At 38.0% G+C, this 25,861-nt stretch carries 16 protein-coding genes; 15 read left to right on the forward strand and 1 reads right to left on the reverse strand.

The genetic code is table 11. The features are described 5' to 3' along the window. Window positions 1-254 precede the first annotated feature (254 nt). From V8G61_RS05815 to V8G61_RS05885, 15 genes are all read left to right on the forward strand, one after another. Complete coding sequence (locus V8G61_RS05815; protein WP_394874551.1) at window positions 255-3,431, forward strand: SusC/RagA family TonB-linked outer membrane protein; 3,177 nt, start codon at window positions 255-257, stop codon at window positions 3,429-3,431. Between the two features lie 10 nt (window positions 3,432-3,441). Continuing rightward, entirely contained in the window at window positions 3,442-4,983 is a 1,542-nt protein-coding gene (locus V8G61_RS05820) for a RagB/SusD family nutrient uptake outer membrane protein (protein ID WP_394874552.1), read from the forward strand. 5 nt (window positions 4,984-4,988) lie between these two features. Then, window positions 4,989-7,370, forward strand: a complete 2,382-nt coding sequence (locus V8G61_RS05825) for a glycoside hydrolase family 3 N-terminal domain-containing protein (RefSeq protein ID WP_394874553.1) — start codon at window positions 4,989-4,991, stop codon at window positions 7,368-7,370. A gap of 36 nt (window positions 7,371-7,406) precedes the next feature. Next, the gene (locus V8G61_RS05830) at window positions 7,407-9,062 is read left to right on the forward strand and encodes a sulfatase (protein WP_394874554.1); all 1,656 of its coding nucleotides are present in this window, start codon (window positions 7,407-7,409) and stop codon (window positions 9,060-9,062) included. 1 nt (window position 9,063) lies between these two features. Further along, window positions 9,064-10,650 (forward strand): sulfatase, encoded by a 1,587-nt coding sequence (locus tag V8G61_RS05835; protein ID WP_394874555.1) that lies wholly within the window; start codon window positions 9,064-9,066, stop codon window positions 10,648-10,650. A 1-nt stretch (window position 10,651) separates the two neighbouring features. Further along, the gene (locus V8G61_RS05840) at window positions 10,652-12,097 is read left to right on the forward strand and encodes a sulfatase-like hydrolase/transferase (RefSeq protein WP_394874556.1); all 1,446 of its coding nucleotides are present in this window, start codon (window positions 10,652-10,654) and stop codon (window positions 12,095-12,097) included. Continuing rightward, the gene (locus V8G61_RS05845; RefSeq protein ID WP_394874557.1) at window positions 12,097-13,194 is read left to right on the forward strand and encodes an endo-1,4-beta-xylanase; all 1,098 of its coding nucleotides are present in this window, start codon (window positions 12,097-12,099) and stop codon (window positions 13,192-13,194) included. Before V8G61_RS05840 ends, V8G61_RS05845 begins: the two co-directional genes overlap by 1 nt. Beyond that, window positions 13,184-14,605 (forward strand): sulfatase, encoded by a 1,422-nt coding sequence (locus V8G61_RS05850; RefSeq protein WP_394874558.1) that lies wholly within the window; start codon window positions 13,184-13,186, stop codon window positions 14,603-14,605. The genes V8G61_RS05845 and V8G61_RS05850 overlap by 11 nt, the downstream gene beginning before the upstream one ends. Window positions 14,606-14,615: 10 nt before the next feature. After that, a complete protein-coding gene (locus V8G61_RS05855) occupies window positions 14,616-15,470 on the forward strand; it encodes an alpha/beta hydrolase (protein ID WP_394874559.1) in 855 nt (284 codons plus the stop codon). 12 nt (window positions 15,471-15,482) lie between these two features. Continuing rightward, on the forward strand, window positions 15,483-17,174 hold the full coding sequence (locus V8G61_RS05860; RefSeq protein WP_394874560.1) for a sulfatase: 1,692 nt from the start codon (window positions 15,483-15,485) through the stop codon (window positions 17,172-17,174). A 130-nt stretch (window positions 17,175-17,304) separates the two neighbouring features. Beyond that, complete coding sequence (locus V8G61_RS05865) at window positions 17,305-18,627, forward strand: glycoside hydrolase family 5 protein (protein ID WP_394874561.1); 1,323 nt, start codon at window positions 17,305-17,307, stop codon at window positions 18,625-18,627. Window positions 18,628-18,780: 153 nt separating this feature from the next. Next, window positions 18,781-20,526: a Calx-beta domain-containing protein gene (locus tag V8G61_RS05870; RefSeq protein ID WP_394874562.1), complete on the forward strand. Its 1,746-nt coding sequence runs from the start codon at window positions 18,781-18,783 to the stop codon at window positions 20,524-20,526. Between the two features lie 29 nt (window positions 20,527-20,555). After that, window positions 20,556-20,897: a hypothetical protein gene (locus tag V8G61_RS05875; protein ID WP_394874563.1), complete on the forward strand. Its 342-nt coding sequence runs from the start codon at window positions 20,556-20,558 to the stop codon at window positions 20,895-20,897. A 19-nt stretch (window positions 20,898-20,916) separates the two neighbouring features. Then, complete coding sequence (locus tag V8G61_RS05880) at window positions 20,917-22,296, forward strand: cellulase family glycosylhydrolase (protein WP_394874564.1); 1,380 nt, start codon at window positions 20,917-20,919, stop codon at window positions 22,294-22,296. A gap of 22 nt (window positions 22,297-22,318) precedes the next feature. Further along, a complete protein-coding gene (locus V8G61_RS05885; protein ID WP_394874565.1) occupies window positions 22,319-23,515 on the forward strand; it encodes a T9SS type A sorting domain-containing protein in 1,197 nt (398 codons plus the stop codon). Between the two features lie 169 nt (window positions 23,516-23,684). Here the strand turns inward: V8G61_RS05885 and V8G61_RS05890 are convergent, their stop codons facing one another. Continuing rightward, window positions 23,685-25,781, reverse strand: a complete 2,097-nt coding sequence (locus V8G61_RS05890) for an Ig-like domain-containing protein (RefSeq protein ID WP_394874566.1) — start codon at window positions 25,779-25,781, stop codon at window positions 23,685-23,687. Window positions 25,782-25,861 lie beyond the last annotated feature (80 nt).

Below are 25,861 nucleotides of genomic sequence, written 5' to 3' on the forward strand. Positions count from 1 at the left end.
CAGAATAGTAGATTTTTATAATTCAGTATATTTTCTTGTTAAATTTTAAAATTACCACATTTTTAGAGGGTTAATATTGTGAAAATGCTAGAATTTGACGATAAATATACCCTTTTTGATAATTATTAAAACTCTAAAAGGGATTAAAAAAGTAGCTTAGCAGTAACTAAACTCAAAAAATAAATTACCAACTAGACTAAAAATTTGAGGTTTGATTTCAGACACTAAATTTTAAGACTAATAACTAAAAAACAATGAAGTACACAAAGCAATTACTCTTTCTACTTTTTGCCATGTTTCCTTTGGCGATGCTAGCACAACATACCGTTAGTGGTGTTGTAACAGATGAATCAAATTTCCCCTTACCGGGAGCCTCGATTGTAGTTAAGGGAACATCAAAAGGAGAAGTGACAGATTTTGATGGGAAATTTACAATAACTCTCAGTGAAACACCAAGTACCTTGGTTGTAAGTTACCTGGGCTATGTGACCAGGGAGCTTATCATTACAGACCAGAAAGCAATCAGTATCGTTCTAAAACAAGATAATGAACAGTTAGATGAAGTTGTCGTTATTGGATATGGTGAAGTTGACAGAAAAGACCTAACTGGTTCTGTCTCCTCTGTTCTTCCGAAAAAAGATGCTGTTGCTCAAGCGCAAGGTGTCGAGAACTTACTACAAGGTCGTGCCGCGGGTGTGTTGGTAAGTGCTAATGGTACCGAACCAGGCGCGCCTTCAAGTATTAAGATTAGAGGTGTGAATAGTTTAACCGGCAATACCCAACCATTATATGTAATAGATGGTGTTATTGTAGATTCGGCTACAGAAGATACTTTGGATCCTCTTTCCGGTGGAAGCAGTTATTTGTCTCCACAGGGAGGTATCTCAGGAATTAATCCACGAGATATTGAAAGTATAGAAGTTTTAAAAGATGCTTCTGCTACGGCAATCTATGGTTCCAGAGGAGCCAACGGTGTGATCTTAATAACGACAAAGCAGGGTGAACCAGGTAATGCTAAAATTGGTTATAGCTCTACCACTAGAATTGGAAATATCACCCGAAATATCGATGTTCTGGACACTGAGCAGTATATAGATTATCAAAATGAATACAGAGCAAATTTAGGCTTCGATCCTAATTTTTATGTTTATCCTGATGGAAGCGCTGCGTATTACCAAACCAGCGAACAATACATGATTGATAATGCGAACTCTATAGATAGAATTGAGGGTATAGATTGGAGTAAAGACACTTATAGATCAACAATAAACCAAAATCATAGAATAACTGCCTCAGGTGGAGGAGATAATAACCGTTATTATTATGGTGCCGGATTTACCGATACCCAAGGTCTTATTCCTAGAACCTCTGCAAAAAGTATTGATTTTGTGGCGAACTTAAGAAACGATCTTACGGACAAATTAAAGCTTCAGACGAAAATTTCAGCCAATTATCAAAAGAATTCAGCCTCGAAGGGAACAGATAATCTTGGAGGTACAAATAATAACCTTGTGCGACAGATTATTTCCGGAGCTCCAATTTTAAATTTTGAGGATAATTTCTTCGGAACTGATTTTGAAGAAACCTTGGATGGTCCCAGAGCCTGGATTAAGGATTACGATGATTATTCTAGAGAGGCCCGTGTGCTTGGGTCTATTAAATTGGATTATGATATTTCTGATGTATTTACTTATAGAACCCAGTTTGGTGCAGATTATAGAAACAAAGAACGTAAAGTGTGGTATGGTACCGCGGTTTTCCGAGGTAAGAATGCCAATGGTGAAGCTGGTATAAGTACTTTAAAGCGTTTTAGATACAATGTTGATAACACCTTAATGTTCAAAAAAAGATTTAATAATAAACATAGGATCAATGGAACAGTTGGTGTGATTTTCGATCAAAAACAAATACAACAAACTACCAATCAGGCTTCGGATTTTCCAAACAAGGATTTAAGAGCCGATGGAATTTCTACAGGACAGGTTTACCAACCCCTCTTTTTCGACAAGCAGCAGGAAACTATCGTGTCTTTTCTGGGACGAATTAATTATACCTTAATGAATCGTTACCTGTTTACAGCCACGTTCAGAGCGGATGGTAGTAGTAAATTTGCAAAAGGAAACCGTTGGGGAGAATTTCCGGCCCTAGCCTTTGCCTGGAAAATGAATAAAGAAAAATTCCTAAGAAAGGTAGATTGGCTTTCTGAAGCTAAGTTGCGTTTGGGCTGGGGACTTACTGGTAATCAAGGTATTCCAAATTACCGTACCATCACGCCTTTTGGTCCTACCCAGTCACCGTATTCTGATGCCAATGGGGGAGCACTTACAGCAATTATCCCAACAAATTTGGCCAATCCCGATCTTACCTGGGAAACTACGAGTCAATACAATGCTGGTTTCGACCTCGGGATAGATAACGATCGATACACCGCTACTGTGGATGTATACTACAAGAAAATTTCAGATTTATTGTTGAATGTTGAAATTGGTCCTTCCAATGGTTTTGAAAATTATTACGCCAACCAGGGCGATCTTATTAACAAAGGATTGGAAATAAGCCTGGCAGGGGATATTATCCGAACCGAAAACTTTACCTGGAACATGTATGGAAACATTTCCTTTAATAGAAACAAAATTGATAGATTAGGTATTCCGCCAGCGCAATTCGGTACAGAAACTTACAGTGCCTTCCTAGGTAGACAAGTTTCAGGTGGTAACTTTTTTAAAGTACCTGCTAATATATTTATTGAAGGTCAAGCCCCAGCGTTGTTTTATGGTTATGCCACAGATGGTATTATTTCAAATGATGCCGAGTTAAGCGCAGCACCTACATTCAGAGGTATTGCACCACAATTGGGAGATGTTTATCTAATAGATCAAAATAATGACGGTAATATTACTGATGCTGATTTAACCGTTATAGGAGACCCTAACCCTAATTTCAATTACGGATTTGGTTCAAGCTTTGAATATAAAAATTTATCGTTAAGCTTCTTTTTTAACGGCATTCAGGGTAATGACATCGCGAATGCAAACTTACTTCGTGAAGCCTATGCCGATGCAAACGCAAATAACATAAGAACAGAAGCCTATGTTAATGCTTGGAGACCAGATAATCCGAACGGAACCTATCCAAGAGTGGGTTACGATCTCGCTCGTGATACCGGTTTTACAGACCGCTTAATTGAAGATGGCAGTTTCCTTCGATTGAATTATGTAACCCTAGGTTACAATATTCCTGTGGATCAGATTCCGGCGATATCGAATGCCTATATTTCAATATCAGGTCAGAACTTATTACTATTCACTAAATACAGTGGCTTCGATCCTGAGGTTAATAGTTTTTCCTTTGATCCGCTTCGAGTTGGTTTAGATTCGAGTTCTTTTCCAAATCAAAAATCGTACTCTATCTCATTAAACATAACATTTTAAGCATATTGTCATGAAAAATAAAATATATATACTCTATTTTCTAACCTTGTTTGCGGCTTTTCAAAGTTGCGACGATACTTTAGAAGAATTACCCGAGACCTATTACAACGAAGATCAAATATTCTCATCCGAGGATGGTGTTGAAACGGCTATTAATGGTTTATACCAAAGTTTTGCCGATCCGGGGTATCATGGTTCATCCTGGCATGGACTTATTGCCCCACATTCCGGAAAATTTTGGTCAAATCAAGGCGCGAGTTCTGACGCTACAAGCCTGAATTGTTCGCCAATTAACACCTGGTTAACACGCTTATGGCCACAAATGTATCAAACCATTAATGTCGCTAACGTGATCATCAATAATCTCGAAAATACCGGAGCTGATCTTGCAAACAAAGAGTCAGCATTAGGTCAGGCTTACTTTATGAGAGGTGTGGTTTATTTTGATCTTGTAAGATTGTTTGGCGGTGTTCCTATTAAAACAAAACCCGCAACAGCCGAATCTCTTCACACGCCAAGAGCTTCAAAACAAGAGGTGTATGATTTGATTATCTCTGACCTTGAAAAAGCGAAGACCATGATGCCCGGAATTGGTGTTAATGTACCCGGGAGACCGGCAAATCTTGCAGCTTATGTTTATCTGGCTAAAGTATATGTGCAATTAGCGGGTGAAGATGGAGGCGATCCTTCTTACTGGCAAAAGGCCTATGACGAAATTATACCTGTTTATGGTATGTATAGCCTAACACCAACCTATGCAGAACTTGTTGAGCAAGGCAACGAAAATACAGTGGAATCAATATTTGAAATTCAATATGCACAAAATGGAGCAACAAGAAACTCAGATATTATTCGAATGTATACGCCACAAAATAGTGCTTACGTTTCTACAGATCAAAGAACGTTTGGACGTATCAGACCAAACAAAGAAACCTTTGACCAGCATGTAGCACAGTATCCTGACGACCCTAGAATAGATGCGACCTTTATTTATGATTTCTACTTGCTAAGAGATGGGTCAGAACAAATAACCTATCCTGCAAAAGACAGAGGTAATGATGGCTATCCATATATCAGAAAGTATTTGGACTTCAACTATAACGGTACAACGACCAGTAGAAATTTTATTGTGTTACGTTATGCCGATGTACTGTTAACATTGGCTGAAATTGAGAACGAATTGAACGGTCCATCGAATGCCTATACCTATGTAAATGAAGTTCTCGCAAGAGCACGTAATACATCTAGTGGTAATGCCACGGAACCAGCAGATTGGAGTGGTATGACTCAGGACGAGTTTAGAATGCGCATTATGAGAGAACGTCAATATGAATTATTGGCTGAAGGACATGAGTGGTTCGATGTAAGACGTCGTGGCTATGAGTATTTCCTGGAGGAAGTTGTAGAACCTCATAATTCGAATCCAACTTTTGATACCAGAAAAGATTATATGTATCCTGTTAGTGTGAAAAACATGCTTTTACCTATCCCATCAACGGAAATTTCAGGTAACCAAGCCATAACACAAGCTGATCAAAACCCTGGATATTAATTGAAATGAAATACAATTTGAATTCCCGCAACACTTTATTGTATCTGATTGTGTTTGTCTTGTTTGTTGCCTGCAAGCAAGACAATACATCAGTGTCTAACAATGGTGAACCATTATACTTAGATGCTTCAGCCAAAATAGAAGATCGCGTAAACGATCTCATGGATCGGATGACGCTTGAAGATAAAGTAGCCCAAATGACGCAATATGTTGGTTTAGAGCATATGCGTAAGGCGATGAAAAACCTCAAGGCAGACGAATTGGATAAAAATGATGCACAGGGCTTTTATCCCGGCTATTCCATTCAAGATATTGCCGACATGGCAGCCGAAGGTAAAATTGGGTCTTTTTTACATGTGGTAACTGTTGAGGAGGCCAATGAGCTGCAAAAGCTAGCTCAAAAATCTCGTTTAAGAATTCCGCTCCTTATCGGTATCGATGCTATTCATGGTAATGGTTTGTACAATGGAGCAACGATTTATCCTTCTCCAATTTCGCAGGCAGCCACCTGGGATGATGCCTTGTTGAAGGAAGCTAGTAAACAAACAGCCCTAGAAATGCGTGCTACAGGCTCTCACTGGGCTTTTACACCTAATATTGATGTACTGCGCGATCCACGTTGGGGACGCACCGGAGAAACTTTTGGTGAAGATCCTTACTTAGTTGGAAAAATGGGCTTGGCTACGATACAAGGCTTACAGTCTGATAATTTTGAAAGTGGAGAGTATTTACCCAATCATGTTATTGCTTGTGCTAAACATTTAATTGGTGGTGGCGAATCTCTAAATGGCCTTAATGCCTCACCGTTAGATGTATCAAAACGGACCTTGTTTGAAATCTTTTTACCTCCTTACAAAGAAGCTGTAAAGGGAGGGAACCTTTTCTCCATTATGCTATCACACAACGAAGTAAATGGAGTTCCTGCGCACATGGATAAATATCTAATGACCGATGTTATGAGAGATCGCTGGGGTTTTAATGGCTTTTACGTAAGTGATTGGAATGATGTTTCCAGAATTGCAAAATGGCATTATATAGCTAAAGATTATAAAGAAGCTTCTTTGCTTTCTGTTTCTGCAGGATTGGATATGAATATGCACGGACCAAATTTTTCGGATTATGTGATCCAATTGGTGAAAGAAGGCAAATTACCGCAGGAACGCGTTGATGAGGCTTGTAGCAAAATATTGGAAGCTAAATTCCGGCTCGGTTTATTTGAAAATCCATTTATCGAGTTTGGGAACGAGAATGAGGTTGTTTTTAATAAAACACATCAAGAAACAGCCTTAAAACAAGCCCGGAAAGCCATAACCTTGTTAAAGAACAATGGCATCCTGCCTTTGAAAGGAAATAATAAATCCATATTGGTAACAGGTCCTAACGCTAATAATGAAACGATTATGGGCGATTGGGTTTACGAACAACCCGCAGAAAATACAACGACCATTTATGAAGGCCTAAAAGCTCTGGGTGAAGAAAAAGGAATTAAAGTAGATTACTTTAATTCCGGGGAACGCTCAAGAAAAATGAAAGACAACGATATTGATCAGGCTGCCACATTGGCTAAACAATACGATATGACGGTACTCGTTTTAGGTGAAAATTCATTCCGGTACGACTGGCCCAATAAAACGACCGGTGAAAATATAGACCGGGCAACTCTTAAACTTTCAGGGAAACAAATGGACCTAGCGAACAAAATTTTAGCGCATGGGAAACCGATTATTGTAGTTTATGTTAGTGGAAGCCCTATTGCAGAACCCGAATTGGAAAATCAGGCAAATGCTGTTATTTACGCTTATGAACCAGGATCTTTCGGAGGACAGGCGGTTGCCGAAACTATTTTTGGAGAACTAAATCCTGGAGGAAAATTACCTGTAACCATTCCACGATCTGTAGGACAATTACAAATGGTGTACAATCATAAACCTACCATGTACATTCATAAATATAACACCGAGAAGAAAGTGCCATTACATCCTTTTGGATTCGGATTAAGTTATACCACTTTTAAAATTTCCGAACCACGATTATCACGGGAATCCTTTTCAAAAATTAACGATACTATTGAAGTTTCAGTAGACGTAACGAATACCGGAAATATGGCAGGCGATGAGGTAATTCAAATGTATATCAGAGACAATATTAGCTCATTTACGCGACCAGTGAAGGAACTTAAAGGTTATAAACGTGTTCACCTGGAGCCGGGTGAAACTAAAACAGTAAGCCTCCCTATAACCGCCGACCGTTTGGCTTTTTACGATGCTGAATACAATTTCGTTGTTGAGCCAGGGGAATTCACGGTGATGACAGGAAATTCTTCAGACGATAAGGATTTGAAAGAAGTAACATTTGAAGCTACCGAATTAATTAATCTTAAAGAATAAAAACAAAAATAGAGTCATAAACAATTATAAAATTAAATGAAACGAAAAATAACAATAGTATCCCTTTTAGCTGTAACGGCGTTTGTTGTCTTCGCTTCCTTTTCGTGTAAAAACGATAATAACAAAGCGACAACCACAGAGGAATCTCAGGAGAAACCGAATATTATTTACGTCATGGCCGATGATCTTACCATACAGGCAATTAGTGCTTACGGTGGAATATATAAAGATATTGCGCCAACACCCAATATAGATAGATTGGCAAATGAGGGTATGTTATTTGAAGATGTGCTTTGCACAAACGCCATATGTGGGCCAAGTAGAGCCAGTATTTTAACTGGCGATTACAGTAATGTTAATGGTTATTATAAAAATGAAAGTGGTGGAAAATTTGATGCTTCAAAATGGACCTTTCCTCAGGAATTTCAAAAGAATGGTTATCAAACCAGTTTGTTTGGGAAATGGCATTTAGGATCTGAGCCTAAAGGTTTCGATGTTTTTAAATATCATAACTCTGCCGGCCAACAAGGACATTATTGGAATCCGGTATACAATGAAAATGGTGAAGATGTTAAACACACCGGTTATTCCAGTAACTTAACAACCAATTTTGCCTTAGATTGGCTAGAGAACCAACGTGATAAAAGTGACCCTTTTTTAATGGTTTTACAATACAAAGCGCCACATCGCCCATGGGAGCCCGACCGTAAATATGAAAAGCTTTGGGAAGATATTGAAATGCCATATCCGGTTACTTTTAATGATGATTATAAAGGAAGAGAGTTAACGGCCGGAGACACGGAAATGACTGTTGATTTTTTCTCACGTCGTGATATGAAACTAAAAACTCCAGATAGCTTGGAAGGCAAGCAGGGCTTGGCCTGGGAGTTTTATGGTGCTAAACCAGGTGAATTAGTACAACCTGAAGGGATGAGCTATGAGGAAGGAAGAAAATGGCGTTATCAGACGTTTATCAAAGATTATTTGGCTTGTGTGAAATCTGTTGATGATAATCTGGGGCGTGTTCTTGATTATCTTGATAAAAATGGATTAACAAATAACACCATGATTGTTTTAACTTCCGATCAAGGATTTTATCTAGGTGATCACGGTTTCTTTGATAAGCGCTTTATTTATGAGGAATCACTTCGCATGCCGTTTATCGTGCGTTTTCCAAAAATGGTAAAATCCGGAACGGTGAATCGTGATATTATTTCGAATATCGATTTTGCTCCAACATTTATGGATATTGCGGGGATCAATACTGACCATGAGGTACAAGGAAAAAGCTTTAAGAAGGTGTTAGAAGGCAACACACCTGAAGACTGGCAGCAGGAAATGTATTATCATTACTATGAATTCCCGTATTGGCATCACGTTCAGCCTCATTACGGTATTAGAACACCTCAGTATACTTTAGCTCATTTTTATTATAATATTGATGTTTGGGAACTTTATGATCGTGAAAAGGATCCTAATGAATTACATAACATTATTAACGATCCACAATATTCAAATGTCGTTGAACATCTTAAAGAGTCATTGAAAAAATTAATGAAACAGTACGGGGATGATATACCACTGGACGATTTCAGGAAAATTACTGACGCTGATTTTGGTTCTATTGTTGACAGACCAGATTCGGAAACTTCGGTAAGGGATATTGTAAACAAGAACAATACAAGAAAATAATATGAAAAATATATTTGCCATAATACTGTGTTTAGCAACTTTGGGTTGCAATGCACAAACTAATACTCAAAAGAAAAATATTCTTTTTATTGCCGTTGATGATTTGAAACCTTTGCTTTCCAATTACGGTCACTCCGAAATGATCACACCAAATTTCGACCGTCTGGCAAAAATGGGTATGACCTTTACGAATGCCCATGTACAGTACGCCGTTTGTGGTCCGTCTCGAGCCAGCGTGATGACAGGTGCCTATCCGGATATTACTGAGGTTTGGGATCTGCATACTGATTTCAGAAAATCGGCACCGGATCTTGTTTCAATGCCTGAATACTTAATCTCTCAAGGGTATGAGACTACGGCTATTGGTAAAATCTACCATAAACCATCAGCTGCGCCGGGGCATGATGCTAAAAGCTGGAGTATTCCTTGGATCCAACCGGATAATTTTGATCCGGATTATGGCGACCCCATGTTTGAATATTATCAAAACCCTGAAACCAAAAAGGAAATGCAGTCTCTAATGGATGACGCCACTTCCAAAGGATTGAATAGAGGGAAACTTCGTAGTTATGTGTTCGATCGGATCAAGCCCAGTACGGAAAATCAAGACGTTTCGGATGAGGCTTATCTCGACGGACTTTACACAAAAGAAGCTCTCAGAAAATTAGATATCTTAATTGAAGGGAATAAGCCCTGGTTCCTTGGTGTAGGTTATCAAAAACCACATTTACCCTTTATAGCACCCAAAAAATATTGGGACCTATACGATGAAGACAAAATAGAATTAGCTAAGTTTCAAGAATTAGCAGAAGGCACGCCGGAATTTGCCTATCACTCTTTTGGTGAATTGAGAGCGTTCAGCGATATCCCTGACAGCCTGAATATTGGAGATAAAATACCGGAAGCCAAACAGCGGCAGCTCATTCATGGCTATATGGCCTGTACCTCTTACATCGATGCTCAATTAGGTAAATTGCTTGATGCTCTTGAAGCGCGTGGAATACTTGAAAATACGGTAATCGTACTTTGGGGTGATCACGGTTGGCATTTGGGAGATCATACAGAATGGTGTAAACATTCTAATTTTGAACAAGCTACACATATTCCATTTATGTTTGCAGGTCCGGGTGTTGCCAAAAATCAGACTAGCCATAATCCCGTGAATTTGTTGGATACTTTTCCAACTCTATTTGATCTTGCAGGAGTTCCGATCTCAGATCAAGCACAAGGGATTTCTTTAGTTCCTTTGTTGGATGATGATCCTGCTACTAAGGTGAATCAAGACGCTGCATTTCATCAATATCGAAGAGGACCTCGCATGGGGTATGGTATTCGAACCGATCGATATCGTTACACACTATGGTTAAATCATAATTATAGAAGTTTTAAACCTTACAATGAAGATTATATTGTTGGTGAGGAATTCTATGATTACGAAAAAGATCCGCTGGAAACCAAGAATCATGTTAAGGAATCGGAGTATCAAAAAGAGGTTCAAAAGCATAAAGCTGAATTATTGAAACACCTTATGAAAATTGGTCAGGAAGCCAATAATCGTAATAAACATCAAATGAAAAATAAAGGATAATATGAAATCTATTTTGAAATTCATTTTAATACTTGCGGCTGTAATTTTTGCTCAAAATTCTCAAGCTCAGCAGAAGCCTAATGTATTGTTTATCATAGTTGATGATTGGGGTTATCATGATCTGAGTCGGAATGGTTCAGTAATGTACAACACACCAAATGTGGATGCTTTGGCGGAAAACGGATTTACTTTTGATAATGCATATTCCAGCTACCCGCGTTGCGTACCTTCACGTTACGGTATTATGACGGGAACTTATCCTTTAAAAGAATTCCATGGTCATCCGGGTTCTATTCCGGAAGGTAAAAACTTCGCTAAACAATTTGCTAATGCTGGTTATTATTCATTTTACGTTGGAAAATGGCATTTAGGAGAAAAAGAAGATAGTCCTGTTGGTATGGGTTTTAACGCCTCGTTTGCAGCAGGGAAGGCCGGTGGTACACACTCAAGGTTTTATCCGTTTAACGAGGAGAAAGAGAATCGTAATAAGGGTAATAAAGCACCTATTGAGGATGTTGAAGATTATGCCAAGCCGGGTGATTATCTATCTGATGTTCTCACTAAAAGAACCATTGAATACATCAAGGATAATAAGAACAAACCATTCATGGGAGTATTGGCTTATTATGCAGTGCACACACCCATCGAAGCCAAGGAAAAAGACATTAAACGCAATGAGGAACAAATGAAGCATGTCGATTTTGGCGATGGGCCAACTTATGTTAAAGAAGGCAATGGTGATACCCGAGTAAAGCAAAATTATCCACCGTATGCAGGCCTTGTAGAAAATGTAGATGAAAATATTGGAAAATTAATCCAAACGCTGAAAGACGAAGGGCTGTACGAAAACACCTTGATCGTACTCACTTCAGATCATGGCGGGCTCTCAACGAGAGGACCAAATAACCGATTGATTCCAACATCAAATGCGCCTCTTAGAGCAGGAAAAGGTTGGATTTATGAAGGTGGAATTAAAGTACCCTTAATATTCAAAGTGCCACACGGAGAACCGGGAGAGGATAAAGAGACCGTGATTCTTGGTATGGATGTATTTCCAACAATCGTTGATCTGGTGCTGGACAAAATAATTGAAGGTATTGATGGTGTTAGCATGAAAACTGCGATTCTTAATAAAAGACCTGGACCAGAACGTACGGTATTCTGGAATTCATATAAAGCGCGTCCAAATTCAACAGGAGACGATAAGACTTCAGCCATTCGGATAGGTGATTATAAATTATTACAATTCGTGGAAACCGGTAAAGTAGAATTGTATAATGTGGGGAAGGATATTTCTGAGAAAAACGATCTTTCAAACGATATGCCTCAAAGGACAGCGAGTATGCTAGCAAAATTAGAAAATTTTAAAAAGGATCGCCAGGTAAAAATGAAACCTAATCACAAAGGTGGTAGAAATAATATTGAATACGAAAAACCAAAGAAATAATGAACCGAAAGATTTTATATATCCTGCTTATTTGCAACGTGTTATCAGGGTTTTCGCAGGAAGAAAAAACAACAAATAAAAATAAACCGATTCCCTCATTACTCGTAGGAGCTACCTTGAATTATGAGGAGTTGGGAACCAAAAAGGAAAAATTATTTCTTAAAGATTTTAAATACCTCACACCCGCCAATGCTGCGAAACAAACACGAGTGCATCCTAAACCCGGAGAATGGGACTGGAGTGAACTTAATGAATTTATTGATTTTGCGAATGACCATAATTTAATAGTTAGATTGCATTCCCCTGTTAGTCCGCAAGCTTCTAAATGGGCTAAAGCGGATCACAGAACCCCGGAGGAGTTATCCAAAATCATGGAAGAATACATGATGGCGATTACTCAAAAATTCAATAATGAATCTTGTGTTAAATATATGGATGTGGTTAATGAAACCATTTTGGCTGACGGATCGTGGTTTGGACCTAAGGAAGGTACACATCAGTGGGAGAATCCTTGGTTAAACATGGGTTATGATGAAAATGGTTTTCCCTTATACATCTTAAAAGCCTTTGAGATCGCCACAAAATATGCATCCAACAAAGCATTGGTTTATAATCAAAATGTGGGTATGGAAACTCCGATGTGGGGTAAGGTTAAAGAAACAGTACTTTATTTAAGGTCGAAAGGATATCGGGTAGATGGTATTGGCTGGCAAGCACACTTGCTTTTAGGAGCCAAACGAAAGGACTTTGTTGACAATATGGACGTGAGCATTCAAAAATTGAGCGATTTAATTGATTGGGCTCACAGTAATGATCTGGCCTTCCATATTACGGAATTGGATTACTTAGTTCGAAATGAAGATGCCGATCAATTAAAAAGCGAACGCGAAATTCAGAAAAAAATTTACGACAAAATCGTAAATGTGCTTATCGAAAAAAGTAAACAAGGTGAGGTCACACTCAATTTATGGGATTTAGGTGTGAGACCTAAAAAAGAGACTGGTAATTTTCAATCGATTTATAACGAAAAATATAAGCCTATTCCTGCCTATTACAGTATTCAAAAAGCTTTAAAAATCAGTAAAAATGATATTTAAATCTTTAAAATATCTCAGTATTACCCTTTTCATCACGTCAATTTTTTTTTCTTGTAACCAGAAAAAACAGGAAAGAGAAACATTAAATAAACCAAATATTCTGATTATTCATGTGGATGATCTGGGTTATAATGACCTCGGTTTAACGGGATCTAAAATATATCAAACTCCCAATATCGATAGTCTAGCGATGCAGTCGGTACGTTTTGAAAATGCTTATGCTAATTATCCCCGTTGTGTACCCTCCCGTTATGCTATGATGACAGGGGGGTATCCCATTCAAAATAGAACAGTACCTGATGATGGTTTTGAAATCGGAGATATTTCTAATGATAAAAATTATATTAAACATATAGAAGCAGCTGGCTATCAAACGGCTTATTTTGGAAAATGGCATTTGGGAACAGGAGCAAGTAGTCCTACAGGTTTTGGCTATGATACCTCAGTTGGAGCGGGTGCTGCCGGCTCTCCAATCAGTTATTTCTATCCCTTCAATACGCCAAAACATAATTGGAAAACCAACAAGAAACCAATCGTTGATATGGATACTATTGGTAAAAAAGGCGATTATCTTACCGATGTTTTAACGGATCAGGTTATTAAATACATCGAAAACCGAGATAAAAAGAAACCTTTTATGGCAATGTTAGCCTTTTATGCGGTGCATCAACCTCTTGAAGCAAAGGCAAAAGATGTCGCTAGAAACAAAAAAGAAATCTCCGAATTTGATTTTGGTGATCAACCTGAATACATAAAAGAAGGCACGGGACGTACAAAAATGCGTCAGGATAATCCGGTTTATGCAGGAATGGTTGAAAACATGGACGAGAATGTTGGTAAACTTTTAAAGGTATTAGACGATTTGCAAATTGGAGATAATACTATTGTGATTTTTTCCTCAGATCATGGAGGTTTGTCGAATGATGGCTATAAAAAGCGCCATTTAGCAACATCTAATTTTCCGCTACGTGCCGGTAAAGGCTGGTTGTATGATGGCGGTCTTAAAGTGCCTTTATTTGTGAAGTGGAAAGATCATTTTCAACCGCGAGATGAAGCAGCGTCTATAGTGATGCTTATGGATGTGTTTCCTACTATTTTAGATATTACATCTGGAGAAAAATTGGGTACAGGTGGTCAAAGTTTTTTACCCATCCTGAGAAACAAAGAATACTGGTCCAATAGAACCGTTTTTTGGCACTCTCCAAATGCGAGACCAAAAAACACAGGCGATACTAAATCATCAGCCATTCGTGTAGGCGATTATAAGTTGATCAATTGGTATGAAGAAGGTAGGACGGAATTATACAATATCAAGGAAGATCCTTTCGAATCTCAAAATCTTGTTCAGGAAATGCCTGATAAAACAGAAGCATTACTCACGGAATTAAATCAATGGAAATCGAATTTTTAATCTCAAGATTATGAAACCTGTAGTATTTACTATAATTTCTTTTTTGTGTTGCTTAATTCATGCGCAGTCCTATATTCCTAAGATAGACCCTGAAGTTATCAGCTATAAAAAAATCGACACTATTACCCTGAAACTTCATATGTACAGGCCTAAGGATTACGATCCGGATAAAACATATAACAGCATTGTGTTTTTTCATGGTGGTGGTTGGAATAGTGGCAGTTACAAGGCATTTCAAAGACAGTGCGGGTATTTAGCTTCAAGAGGTTTGATTACTTTTTCTGCTGATTACCGGATTTTTAATTTACATGGTACATCCCCTTTTGAGGCAGTAGCCGATGCAAAATCTGCGATACGTTTTGTTAGAGCACATGCAGATTCTTTACATATAGATCCCAATAAAATAGCAGCCGGAGGTGGTTCAGCAGGGGGGCATTTGGCTGCCGCTTGCGGGAATATTAATGGTCTCGAAGGACCGAATGAAGATTTAAGTATCAGCTCTAAACCGAACGCTTTGGTGCTTTTCAATCCGGTATATGATAATAGTAAAGATGGCTATGGTTATCGTAAAATGAAGGGGCGTTACCTTGAAATTTCTCCTTTGCACAATATTACCACAGGAGCTCCACCCACCATTATTTTTTTTGGCACAAAAGACAAAACAACTCCTGTAGCTTCCTCTAAAGCCTTCGAGCAAAAAATGAAAACTGTTGGCAGTCGTTGCGATTTGTATCTATACGATGGGGCAGAGCATGCTTTTTTTAACAGGAACCCTTATTTTGAGGATACCTTGAAGAAAACAGATGCTTTCTTAAGATCCGAGGATTATATTGATGGAAAATCCACCATAAACAAAACCAAATAAAATTTTAAACAGATGAATTCTTTAAAATATTTATTAATATTTGCGACTACACTCGTTTCTGTGGTTTCCTGTAAGCCAAAGGATGATAAAATGGTTCAATCGGAGGTGCAAAACAAACCTAATATCCTCTGGATCGTGTGTGAGGATATAAGTCCGACCTTATCGTTTTATGGGGATTCTACAGCGCATACTCCTAATCTGGATAAACTGGCTAATGAAAGTTTAGTGTATGACAATGCTTTTGCTACCGTCGGTGTTTGTGCACCTTGTCGGTCCTCGATCATTACAAGTATGTATCCAACAACCATAGGTACCATGCACATGAGGACGGGCCAGGATGTACAATCCTGGGGAAATCGCAGTTATAAAACCAGAGAAGAACTGGGGCGAAATGATATCACCGGAAAACCTATTCGTCAATATTCAGCAGTTATTCCTCCTGAGGTGAAATGTTTTACGGAATATTTACGGGCAGACGGGTACTATTGCACCAATAACCAAAAAACCGACTATCAATTTGCAGCTCCGGTGACTGCCTGGGATGAAAATAATAGAAAAGCACACTGGCGAAACCGACCAGAAGGAAAACCATTCTTTTCGGTTTTTAATATCGATGATACCCATGAAAGTAAACTTTGGAAGCATGAAGATTTACCACTTACAATAAATCCTGATAGCGTTTATGTGCCACCTTATTTTCCTGATAATGCGGCTTCAAAGCATATGGTAGCTCGAAATTATAGCAATATAGAACTTATGGACGCTAAGGTGGGAGCCATTTTAAAAGAATTAGAAGAGGATGGTTTGTATGATAATACGATCGTTTTCTTTTATAGTGATCACGGAGGACCATTACCACGTGAAAAACGTGAGATTTATGATTCAGGATTAAAAACACCATTTTTAATAAAGGATATTAACAATAAAACCACAGGGCGAACCGATCGTTTGATTTCTTATGTTGATTTGGGTGCCACTGTACTAAGTCTGGCAGGAGTGAAACCACCGGAATATATGGAAGGAAAGGCATTTCGAGGAAAATACGATTCGCAAAGGCGTGATTATGTATTTGGTAGTTCAGATCGTTTCGATGAGTATTCAGACCGTATTCGATCGGTTAGAAACAAACAATTTTTATATCTACGAAATTACTTTCCGGAATTACCGAAATACAAGGATGTAAGCTACAGAAAACAAATCCCAATGATGTCTAATTTTCTTAAACTGGAAAAAGAAGGTAAACTTAACGAGGTTCAACACGGTTGGTTTGAAACCAAAACGAAAGAAGAACTGTATGATTGTAATAAAGATCCCTTCAACATAAACAATCTTGCGGATGATCCTATTTATGCTGATATTTTAAATGACATGCGCACTGCTTTTGGAGATCATTATGAGGATCGTGCCGATATGGGGCAAATGCCGGAAGCCAAATTGATCGATATCATGTGGCCAAATTTTAAACAACCCAAAACAGAGCATCCAACAATCTTGGATAATAATGGTAAGGTAGCGATACAATGTGCTACGGAAGGGGCTTCCATTGCTTATATCATATCAGACAGTCCTGATAAAAAGTTGGATCTTAATAGTCACTGGCAACTCTACACAAAACCTTTTTCAGTTGTAAAAGGAAAATACGTTTACAGCATGGCGCAACGCATTGGTTTCAAAGAAAGCCCTATTGTTGCCAAGAAAATATAAGTTTATACGCTTAGGTTTTAAATGGGTAAGAATGCATTCGAACCTAAAGTAGACCCATTCTGACAATTTGAATACCTCCCATAGGTGTGTTTTTTTGAGTTTTACCAAAACCAATTTAACTAAACATACCATGAAACTTAAACCGTTTATTACCGTATTTTTCATTTCAATTCTTTTTCTTTCTTGTGAAAAAGGTACTTCAGATTTAAATGATTCGGTTACTAATCCTACTCAAAACGACACCTTAAAAGGTCCGGGCGAAAGTAAAGGAACTTCACTTCTTCCCGCCAATTATGTGGCTCAATTAGGTAAGGGATTCGATGTTACCTGGGCAGAATTCACAAAATACATGAACTTGTTCAATGAACAAGCCGTGATAGACTTCGAAAAGGCCGGATTTAAAAATGTTAGGATCCGTGTGCAGGATGAAGATCTTGGACCTGAGTTTATTTCTATGTTAAAAAGTCAGGTCGATTATTGTTTGGCTCACAACATTTACCCCATAATAGCGTACCAAGGGCATTATATTGAAGATACCGCTACCGGTGATGCTGAAGCTAAAGATCATTTAACCAATTGGTGGAGAAAACTGGCTTTAGAATTTAAAGATTATTCTGAAAACTTAACTTTTAATATCATGGTTGAAATTTCAGGAACTTACAAAAAGAATTACACTGCAATGAATGACTTTTACGCATCAGTACTTTCTGCTATTAGAGAAAGCAATCCGAAGCGTATCGTTATATTTCCTCCTGTGAATTTATCAAATCCTGATTATTTACAATTCCTAGATTTACCAAAGGACAAATACACCATGGTAGAATGGCATTTTTATGCGGCCGGACCAAGCACAGATCCTACAAATAAAAAATATTGGAATGATGGTTCTACAGCTCTGGAGCGTGCTAATATTACAGACCCCATTAATACTGCAGTAAACTGGATGCAGCAAACAGGTTACGTAACGTGGGTTGGTGCCTGGATGGCCGGAAATTATAATAAAGGAAACGAATTTGATATTCCTGCTCAAGTAGCTTTCGCGTCTTTTATGTCGAGATCTCTTGATGCATTCAATCTTCCATGGTCTATTAATGCGGGAAACAAATATTACGATTATGAAAATAATGTTTGGTTTACAGAAACTTCCGATGCCGCTGGAATACCGGTGCGTGATGTCATTTTAGACCCAGATACGATTGCACTTTACGACGCTGATGCGTACGCCGGAAATTCTTTTAGATTATCGGAGGGAAATTACACTCTTGCGGATTTAAAGAGTCTGGGAATAAATCAAGACAATATCAAATCGATTATGGTGCCTTTTGATTTTATTGTTGAATTGTATACCGGAGATAATTTTTCAGGATCAAAAACAACCTATATGACTACTTCAAAAGGCTTAACAGGAACCATAGCTTCGATAAAAATTATTAATCAGCATTCTTACAATTAGAATTTCATAAAAAACCATTATTGACAAAAAATAGCCTGTAAAAATGCTTTTTCGTTAATAATTTACTTAAAATAAACTCTATCTGACAATTTTCGAACCTCTAAACAGGTGATTTTCATGAACTTTACAAAAACTAAGTAAACTATATATTTCATGAAACTAAAACTAATCATAATCACCATCCTATTGTCTACACTTTATTTTACTTGTGAAAAAGATGAAGTTCAGTCAAACGGAACAGGTGTAGCAAATTTTTCAATAAAAGAAATTACTGAAGTTGAAAATGCCACTACTGCTTTAGGAATTAACATCGGTATTGACGCATATAATCATGCAGCGGGAACTATTTCAGTGTCCGTTACCGGTGGAGAATATGGAACCGATTTTGAAACGAGTGCAGGTAGTGCCTCTTTTGAGCTTGAAGTTGATGCGAACAGTTTGTTGGAGACGTTCTCCATACAACCTGTAGATGATGACCTTATCGAGGATAACAAAACCTTAACAATTACTTTAACCGATGCCACGGGTGGTATAGAACTTGGGGAAAATACCATAATCTCCTTTACTATTTTAGATAATGACGATCCGTTGATTGCTCTTGTTGGTTTTGAAAGTAATACGGGTAGTATACAGGAAAATGCAACATCGAGCACAACAATAAATATGCTTTTTGATCAGGAATCAACCAATGGTGGAACAATTACTATTGAAGCTACAGGAGATGCTGTTTATGGCACTGATTATACGGTTGAAGGTCAAACCAGCGGAACAATGACTATTAATGTTCCGGCAGGAGCTGCAGCGGCTAGTTTTAATGTTCAAGCTATTGATAATTCAGAATATTCAGTAGATAAAAATATCATTTTTACCATTACGGATGTTTCCGGTGGACTAGCAATTGGAACTACTCCAGAAACAACGATTTCTATAGTTAATGATGATGCTGCACCAAATCCGGTAATCGATTTTAACACATCTAACCCTGTAACCATAGACGAAGGAGCAGGTACGGTGACTATAAATTTTGATATTTCAGGAACTACAACGGCCGATGCCACTATTGAATTAACAGCATCGGGTACAGCCACGATAGGAGATGACTATACCTTCAATGGGGATAGTTCAAATCCTTACAGTTTAATGATTCCTGCAGGTTCTTCCTCAGCATCATTAGACCTGGTGATTACGGATGATACGTCTTTTGAAGGTGATGAGCCTTTTTCTTTGGATATGACCAATGCTTCAGGAGGATTGAACCTCGGTTCAACATTAATTCAATATAATTCAAACATTGTTGAAAATGACCCGGACCCTAATGCCTATAGTTATGTTGAAACCTTTGAATCCAACGATGGATCTAATACTTATTTAAATGATGTTTTAGGATTTCAAAATATCATTTTACCAACACAAGATATTTCAAATAAACAAATTGATTTGATCACTAACGCTGGTAATTTCAGTGATGTAGATGACGTTACAGCAACCTCTAATAATGGTTTGAATTTATTCTATAACAGCAATCAGGTAGCTACGGATTTTGGAACCATTGATAATGTTGTTGTAACACCCGTACAGACAGGAAGAGGTACGATTAACATTTCTGTTGATGTGGCCTATGCCTTTAAGAATCAAAACTCTGGTCAGGCCACAATCTATTGGTCTCAAACCTATGATGGATCTGGTACTTTCAATGAAAGTGATTGGACGGTTCTGGCCACTGAAACAGCAGCAAGCATGGATGGAGAAGGCTTTGGTAATAATTCTTATAAGAGAGAAACCTTTACCGTAAATGCAACCGGAGATTTTTATATCGCAATGCGTGTTACCCAAACTATTGATTTTGATTTTTACAGAACCAGATGGCGCTTTGATAATGTAAAAGCCATCGCCCAATAATTATTAATCTAACAAAAACTGAAACAAAAATGAAACGAATTATAACTAGTATTTTACTGATTTTGGGACTTAGTCTAAGTCTCTCAGCGCAATCAAAAATGGAGAATAAAGCCGCTGAACGTGCCGAAAAATTTAATACCGAAATCGTTGCTGGGGATAAATCACAGGCCTTAACAGACGATCAAATAGCGCAAATAACCGAACTGGAAATGAACCGTCTTAAAGAGGTGAGGGGTTTACGCAAAAGTAACGCTGATAAGGAAGCCATAAAGGCTGTAAATAAAAAGTATTTTAAGCAGATGTATTCTGAAGTGCTCACCAAGGAACAAAAGAAAGCACGCAGTAAAGGAAAAGATAAGGTAAAAAATTAACGATAGTTAGTAGTTAATAATGAAGCACCTAACATTTCCTATTGCGATACTTTTCCTCGTTTCATTTTCAATAAAAAGTATTGGTCAGGCGACCCCTCAGCAAATGGTCGCGAAAATGGGCAGAGGTATTAATTTAGGAAATGTTTTAAGTGCTCCTTACGAGGGCAATTGGGCGCCGGCCGTGGAAGAATCCTATTTTGAAGATGTCGTTGCTGAAGGTTTTACAACTGTGAGGATTCCGATCAGGTTTGATAAGCACACAACGGCTCTAACGGATGTTACATACACCGATGGCAGTAATAATTACATTGGTAGTGCAAATGATTATACGGTAGACCAAAATTATCTGGATCGGGTTGAACAAGTTGTAGATTGGGCACTTAGCAAGGGTCTTGTGGCCATTATCGACGTACATGGCGATAAGTGGTTTTGGGAAAGTTATGATACCACAAGTGCGGAGTACAAAACAGGTAATGACCTGTTAGCTGCGGAAGACCGTTTCCGGGCTATATGGAGTGCTATTGCAAATCGTTTTCAAACAAAATCTGAAAATCTATTGTTTGAAATTATGAATGAGCCATATTTTAGTATGTCGGCTTCAGAGGTTGATGCCGTAAACACAAATATTCTCGGTATCATTCGGCAAGCCAATCCCACCCGAAATGTGATCATCACTGGAGGTGAAGCTAATTCCTGGCAAGCCCCACTGCAAATATCGAATTCCCTCATTGCCAGTGATACTCATTTAATAGCAACTTTCCATTACTATGTGCCCTTCAAATTTACAAGTTCCTCAAAGCAACAATACTCTGATTATGATTGGGGAACCGATACTGACAAAGCCAATGTAGATAGTCATTTTGATACTGTTTTAAACTGGTCTCAAACGAATAATATTCCTGTTCTACTAGGTGAATTTGGAGCTGATAATAGCTGTGGTTATGATTATGTAAACAATGTTTGTGGTCCCTATGGTGGCCCTGATAATCTTTCGAGGGTTTTGTACCATGATTATATTGCAGAGGCTGCTTTAAGTCGTGGCTTTAGTTTTACTGCTTGGGACGCCGGTGAAAAATCAAATAAAACGATTTACAAGGTGTCAGACAGGAGCTGGGTGGAAGATGTGAAAAACGCCCTTCTGGGAAAAGGGACTCTTAGTTTGGCTCAAGTGAAATCAAAAAATGATTTTCAATTGTTTCCAAATCCTTCAACAGGTGTCGTCAAAATTCAATCCAACAAAACAATTTCAAATATTCACTTATACACTAGTCTAGGTCAGTTTTACCCAAAAGAAAACTCAGAATTAATTGATGTTTCAGATTTAAAATCCGGGATATATCTGGTAAAGGTCATTTTTGAAAACGGTGAAACTAATTGCAAAAAATTACTAATTAATTAACTCAAAACTAAACACTAAAACGATGAGAAAAATTACGCTCTTAACTTTGATCTTTTTACCCCTTTTTGGATTTTCCCAAACATTCGATTTCACCAACACGGCCGATGGTTGGGATGCCGTTACTACAGGGGCGACATTAACCCCTAACGCGACCTTCGTGGCTGTCGATTTAGCCGAAGGTGTAAACAACCCAAAATTTGGATCTAGCACGGCAGGTGTTGACGGTGTTACGAACACCATTTGTTCGGTAACCCTTCAAAACCTTAGTGTTAATGGACCAACATTCTTAAGAATTTCTTATCCAAAGGCTGCCGGTGGTCGTGTATATCAACAACAAGATATTACTGCCGGAGACTCCGGATATGTCACCTATTATTTTGATTTAACAAATTCCGAATGGGGTGATACCGCTACAGAAAATGATATACAGGTTCATTTTAAAGCAGCAGGAAATGCAACCTATACGGTGCCTGTGGGAGGTGTAACGGTTAATATTGATAAAATTGATTTTATTTCGTCAATACCTACCACGCTTCGAGAGAGCTACACTTTTGATACAGATGATGATGTAGAAGGTTTTATAGCCACAAACGGAAGTATTTCAGGGCCAGTGAGTGGGGTTTTAACCTTTACGCCCGTAGCAGATAAATATGCTAAAATTGAGCAAACTTTGCATCATGTGGATGCTGATGTTCATAAGTATATTCATATAACTTTAAAAAATAATTCGGCTACCAACGATCAACTGAGATTTATTTATGGAACAAATACAAGAACCATGACAATGAGTACCGGTGATTCCTCAGACCAAACCTATACTTTTGATTTGTCAGATATCGGGGTTGATCCTGAATGGACTGGAAATCAAACGTTCGCTATAGGAATTGGTTCAACAGTTGCAGCAACACCGGGTCAGGCTAATGATGTCGGTACTCTTGAAATTAATTCTGTGGTAGCTGATAATACCTTATCTAGTGGTGAATTCAATACGGCTTCATTCAGTATGTATCCGAATCCGGCAAATAGCTATCTTAATTTTCAAACTACTGATGAAATTTCAAGTATTAAAATTTATGATATCACAGGTAAAGTTGTGATGACTTCTTACGATTTAAATAACAAAAGAATAGACGTCTCGCAATTAACATCAGGAATATATCTTTTGCATTTACAAACAACAGATAATAATAACGGTGTAAGAAAATTGATAAAGCAATAATATCCTAAGGTAAAACCTCCCTTTGCAATTGTTAATAGCGATGCATAATGAAAATCGGTTAAAATTAAATTAACCGATTTTTTATTTACTTTTTGATATTTAATAAAATTGAAATGATAAACTTTTTTACAGTATTTTGAAATTCTCAAATGTAAAATTCAAGATAAAATTAATTCACTATTAATTTATTATTAGACGAACCTTTAGTATTGGTTATGCTCAGTAAATAAAGGCTATTCGAATAGGGTGAAACGTCAATTTGAAAAGTTCTTATATCAAGATCTTTATGTATTAACAGCTTCCCTGTTAGGGAATAAAGCGAGACGTTTTTTAGGTTTGTTTCGCTTTCAATATTAATGTATCTATTATCAGGGTCAAGAAAAACCTTAACGCCTAGATTTGAAAATTCATTGGTTTTTAACGTTCCTGAATCGTTCACGGTTACCTGACAAGTATCTGTATAATTACCATTATTTGAGGTTACCGTAATGGTTGTGCTCCCCGAAGAAACCGGATTTAACAAGCCGTTCTCATTTACGGTTAATACAGAAGTGTTGGAAGATATCCAGGTTACGCTTTTATCGGTGGCGTCTGTAGGAGTTATTGTAGCCGTTAACTGATGTACGTTTTCAATCTCCAAATCGCTCGAAAGGCAATTGTCAATTGTTACACCAGTTGTTGCAATAGCGCTAAAAATAACAGTATTTGGATTCACGAATTCAGTGTAAAAATTACCATCTTCAAAACTGGTCAAAATCTTGCCGTTAAAATAGCAGTTTTTAAACCAAATGTTTTCCCATTTTCTGGCATCATCAAGACCGATCATAGTATTTTGTGGTTTTCCTCTTGTGGCATCTAAGCTTGAGCTAACGCCATCGTGTTCCTGATGTACATTTTCTATAATAATATTACTCATAGTTGCACTTCCGGTACCATCGATCATAGTGGCATAAAATGGGGGGAAAGCCGGTAATGGATCTTCAACTACAATATTTTTAACAAGAATATTTGAAAAAGAAGAAGATGTTGGTGTTTGTCTGAAACTTACGATGCGACCACCATCCCACCAATGCCATTGCGCACGGTGGTAAATGACCTTAACGTTATTAAATGAACAAGTGCTGCCATCAGGAACGTTCTGCAGGAATAACACGGCGCCATTGGTGTCGTTCCAAACCACATTATCGTGTTGATGAACATCAGACTGGCCGAAATAAAAGGCATCATCCTGAACTCTAAAAAAGCAATCGGATACTTCGGAAGCCCGAAATGCATTAATACCGTCACTATTTTTTCTCCAGGCCAGTATTTTTAGGTTTTTATAAATATTGGGATTTGCGTTATTCCCACTGGAATGTCCCATATTAAAAGTGTGGAATGCGGGATCTGCAACAACGAAACCTTCAAGGTGAGCACCTTCGGCTTGGTAAGTGAACGGTTTGAATTCCTTTCCCTGATCGGCAGGGAGTCTCGCGATATCTTCACCACTAATAGTGCCTGATCCATACACTTTCCAATTTTGGGAAGCGCTGGGTCCCCAGGCATCCAAAGGATGTATAGTTCCTTTTACAACGGCATCACCGGGAATGTATAGCACTTCATTGCTATATATTTTAAAGGACATCCCAATTTCGTGAACGCCGGGAGCGAAAATGATGGTATTCCAATCAGTACGGTCAATAGTATTAATATCTTCGCTTGGTTGCACGACTCTTACCGTGGGATCATTTACATCCGGTACAGTAAACATAGGATTCCCAAAAAGGGTTATGGTGTGTACCTTAGGTCCGTTGTAACCATACCCAGTATAGTTATTTTCCATTTGACCATTTATATCCACATTCACGTTTGCAGGTTCCGTAAAAGTAACATAGGCCTTTCCATCGGTTATAACGGCTTCAGAAGCATCAGCGACAGGTCTTACCATCGCCTCTGTTATTGGTGTTCCATCTTTTTTAGCAATTTCAACGATAACACTATCACCGTTGAAATCGGATTCGAAAGTAATCCATGAAGCAGTGAAACCTCGGATGAGGTCATAGTAAGCATCTTCCGGATCTTCGGCAACTTCCTTGCCTCTAGTCTGTAAAACGAAAGCATCTCTCCATGCTGTATCATCTTCATTTACAAATTTTACACGACAGGTGTAATGGTCGGAAGCTGATCGGCCGGGAATGTTGTCATAAGTAACAAGCTGTTGGGCTTGAGTCGTTGTATAACATAATAGCAGACCAATAAGGGTCTGCAGAAAGAATAAATTTTTCATGGTTTGAAGATTTTGGTGGCGGTTTTTTAAAACAAAGATTTTGTCATTTTTAATATGTCAATAATAATAAGGTCTTTTAA

The organism is Gaetbulibacter sp. M240, from assembly GCF_043876815.1.
Lineage (GTDB): Bacteria > Bacteroidota > Bacteroidia > Flavobacteriales > Flavobacteriaceae > Gaetbulibacter_A.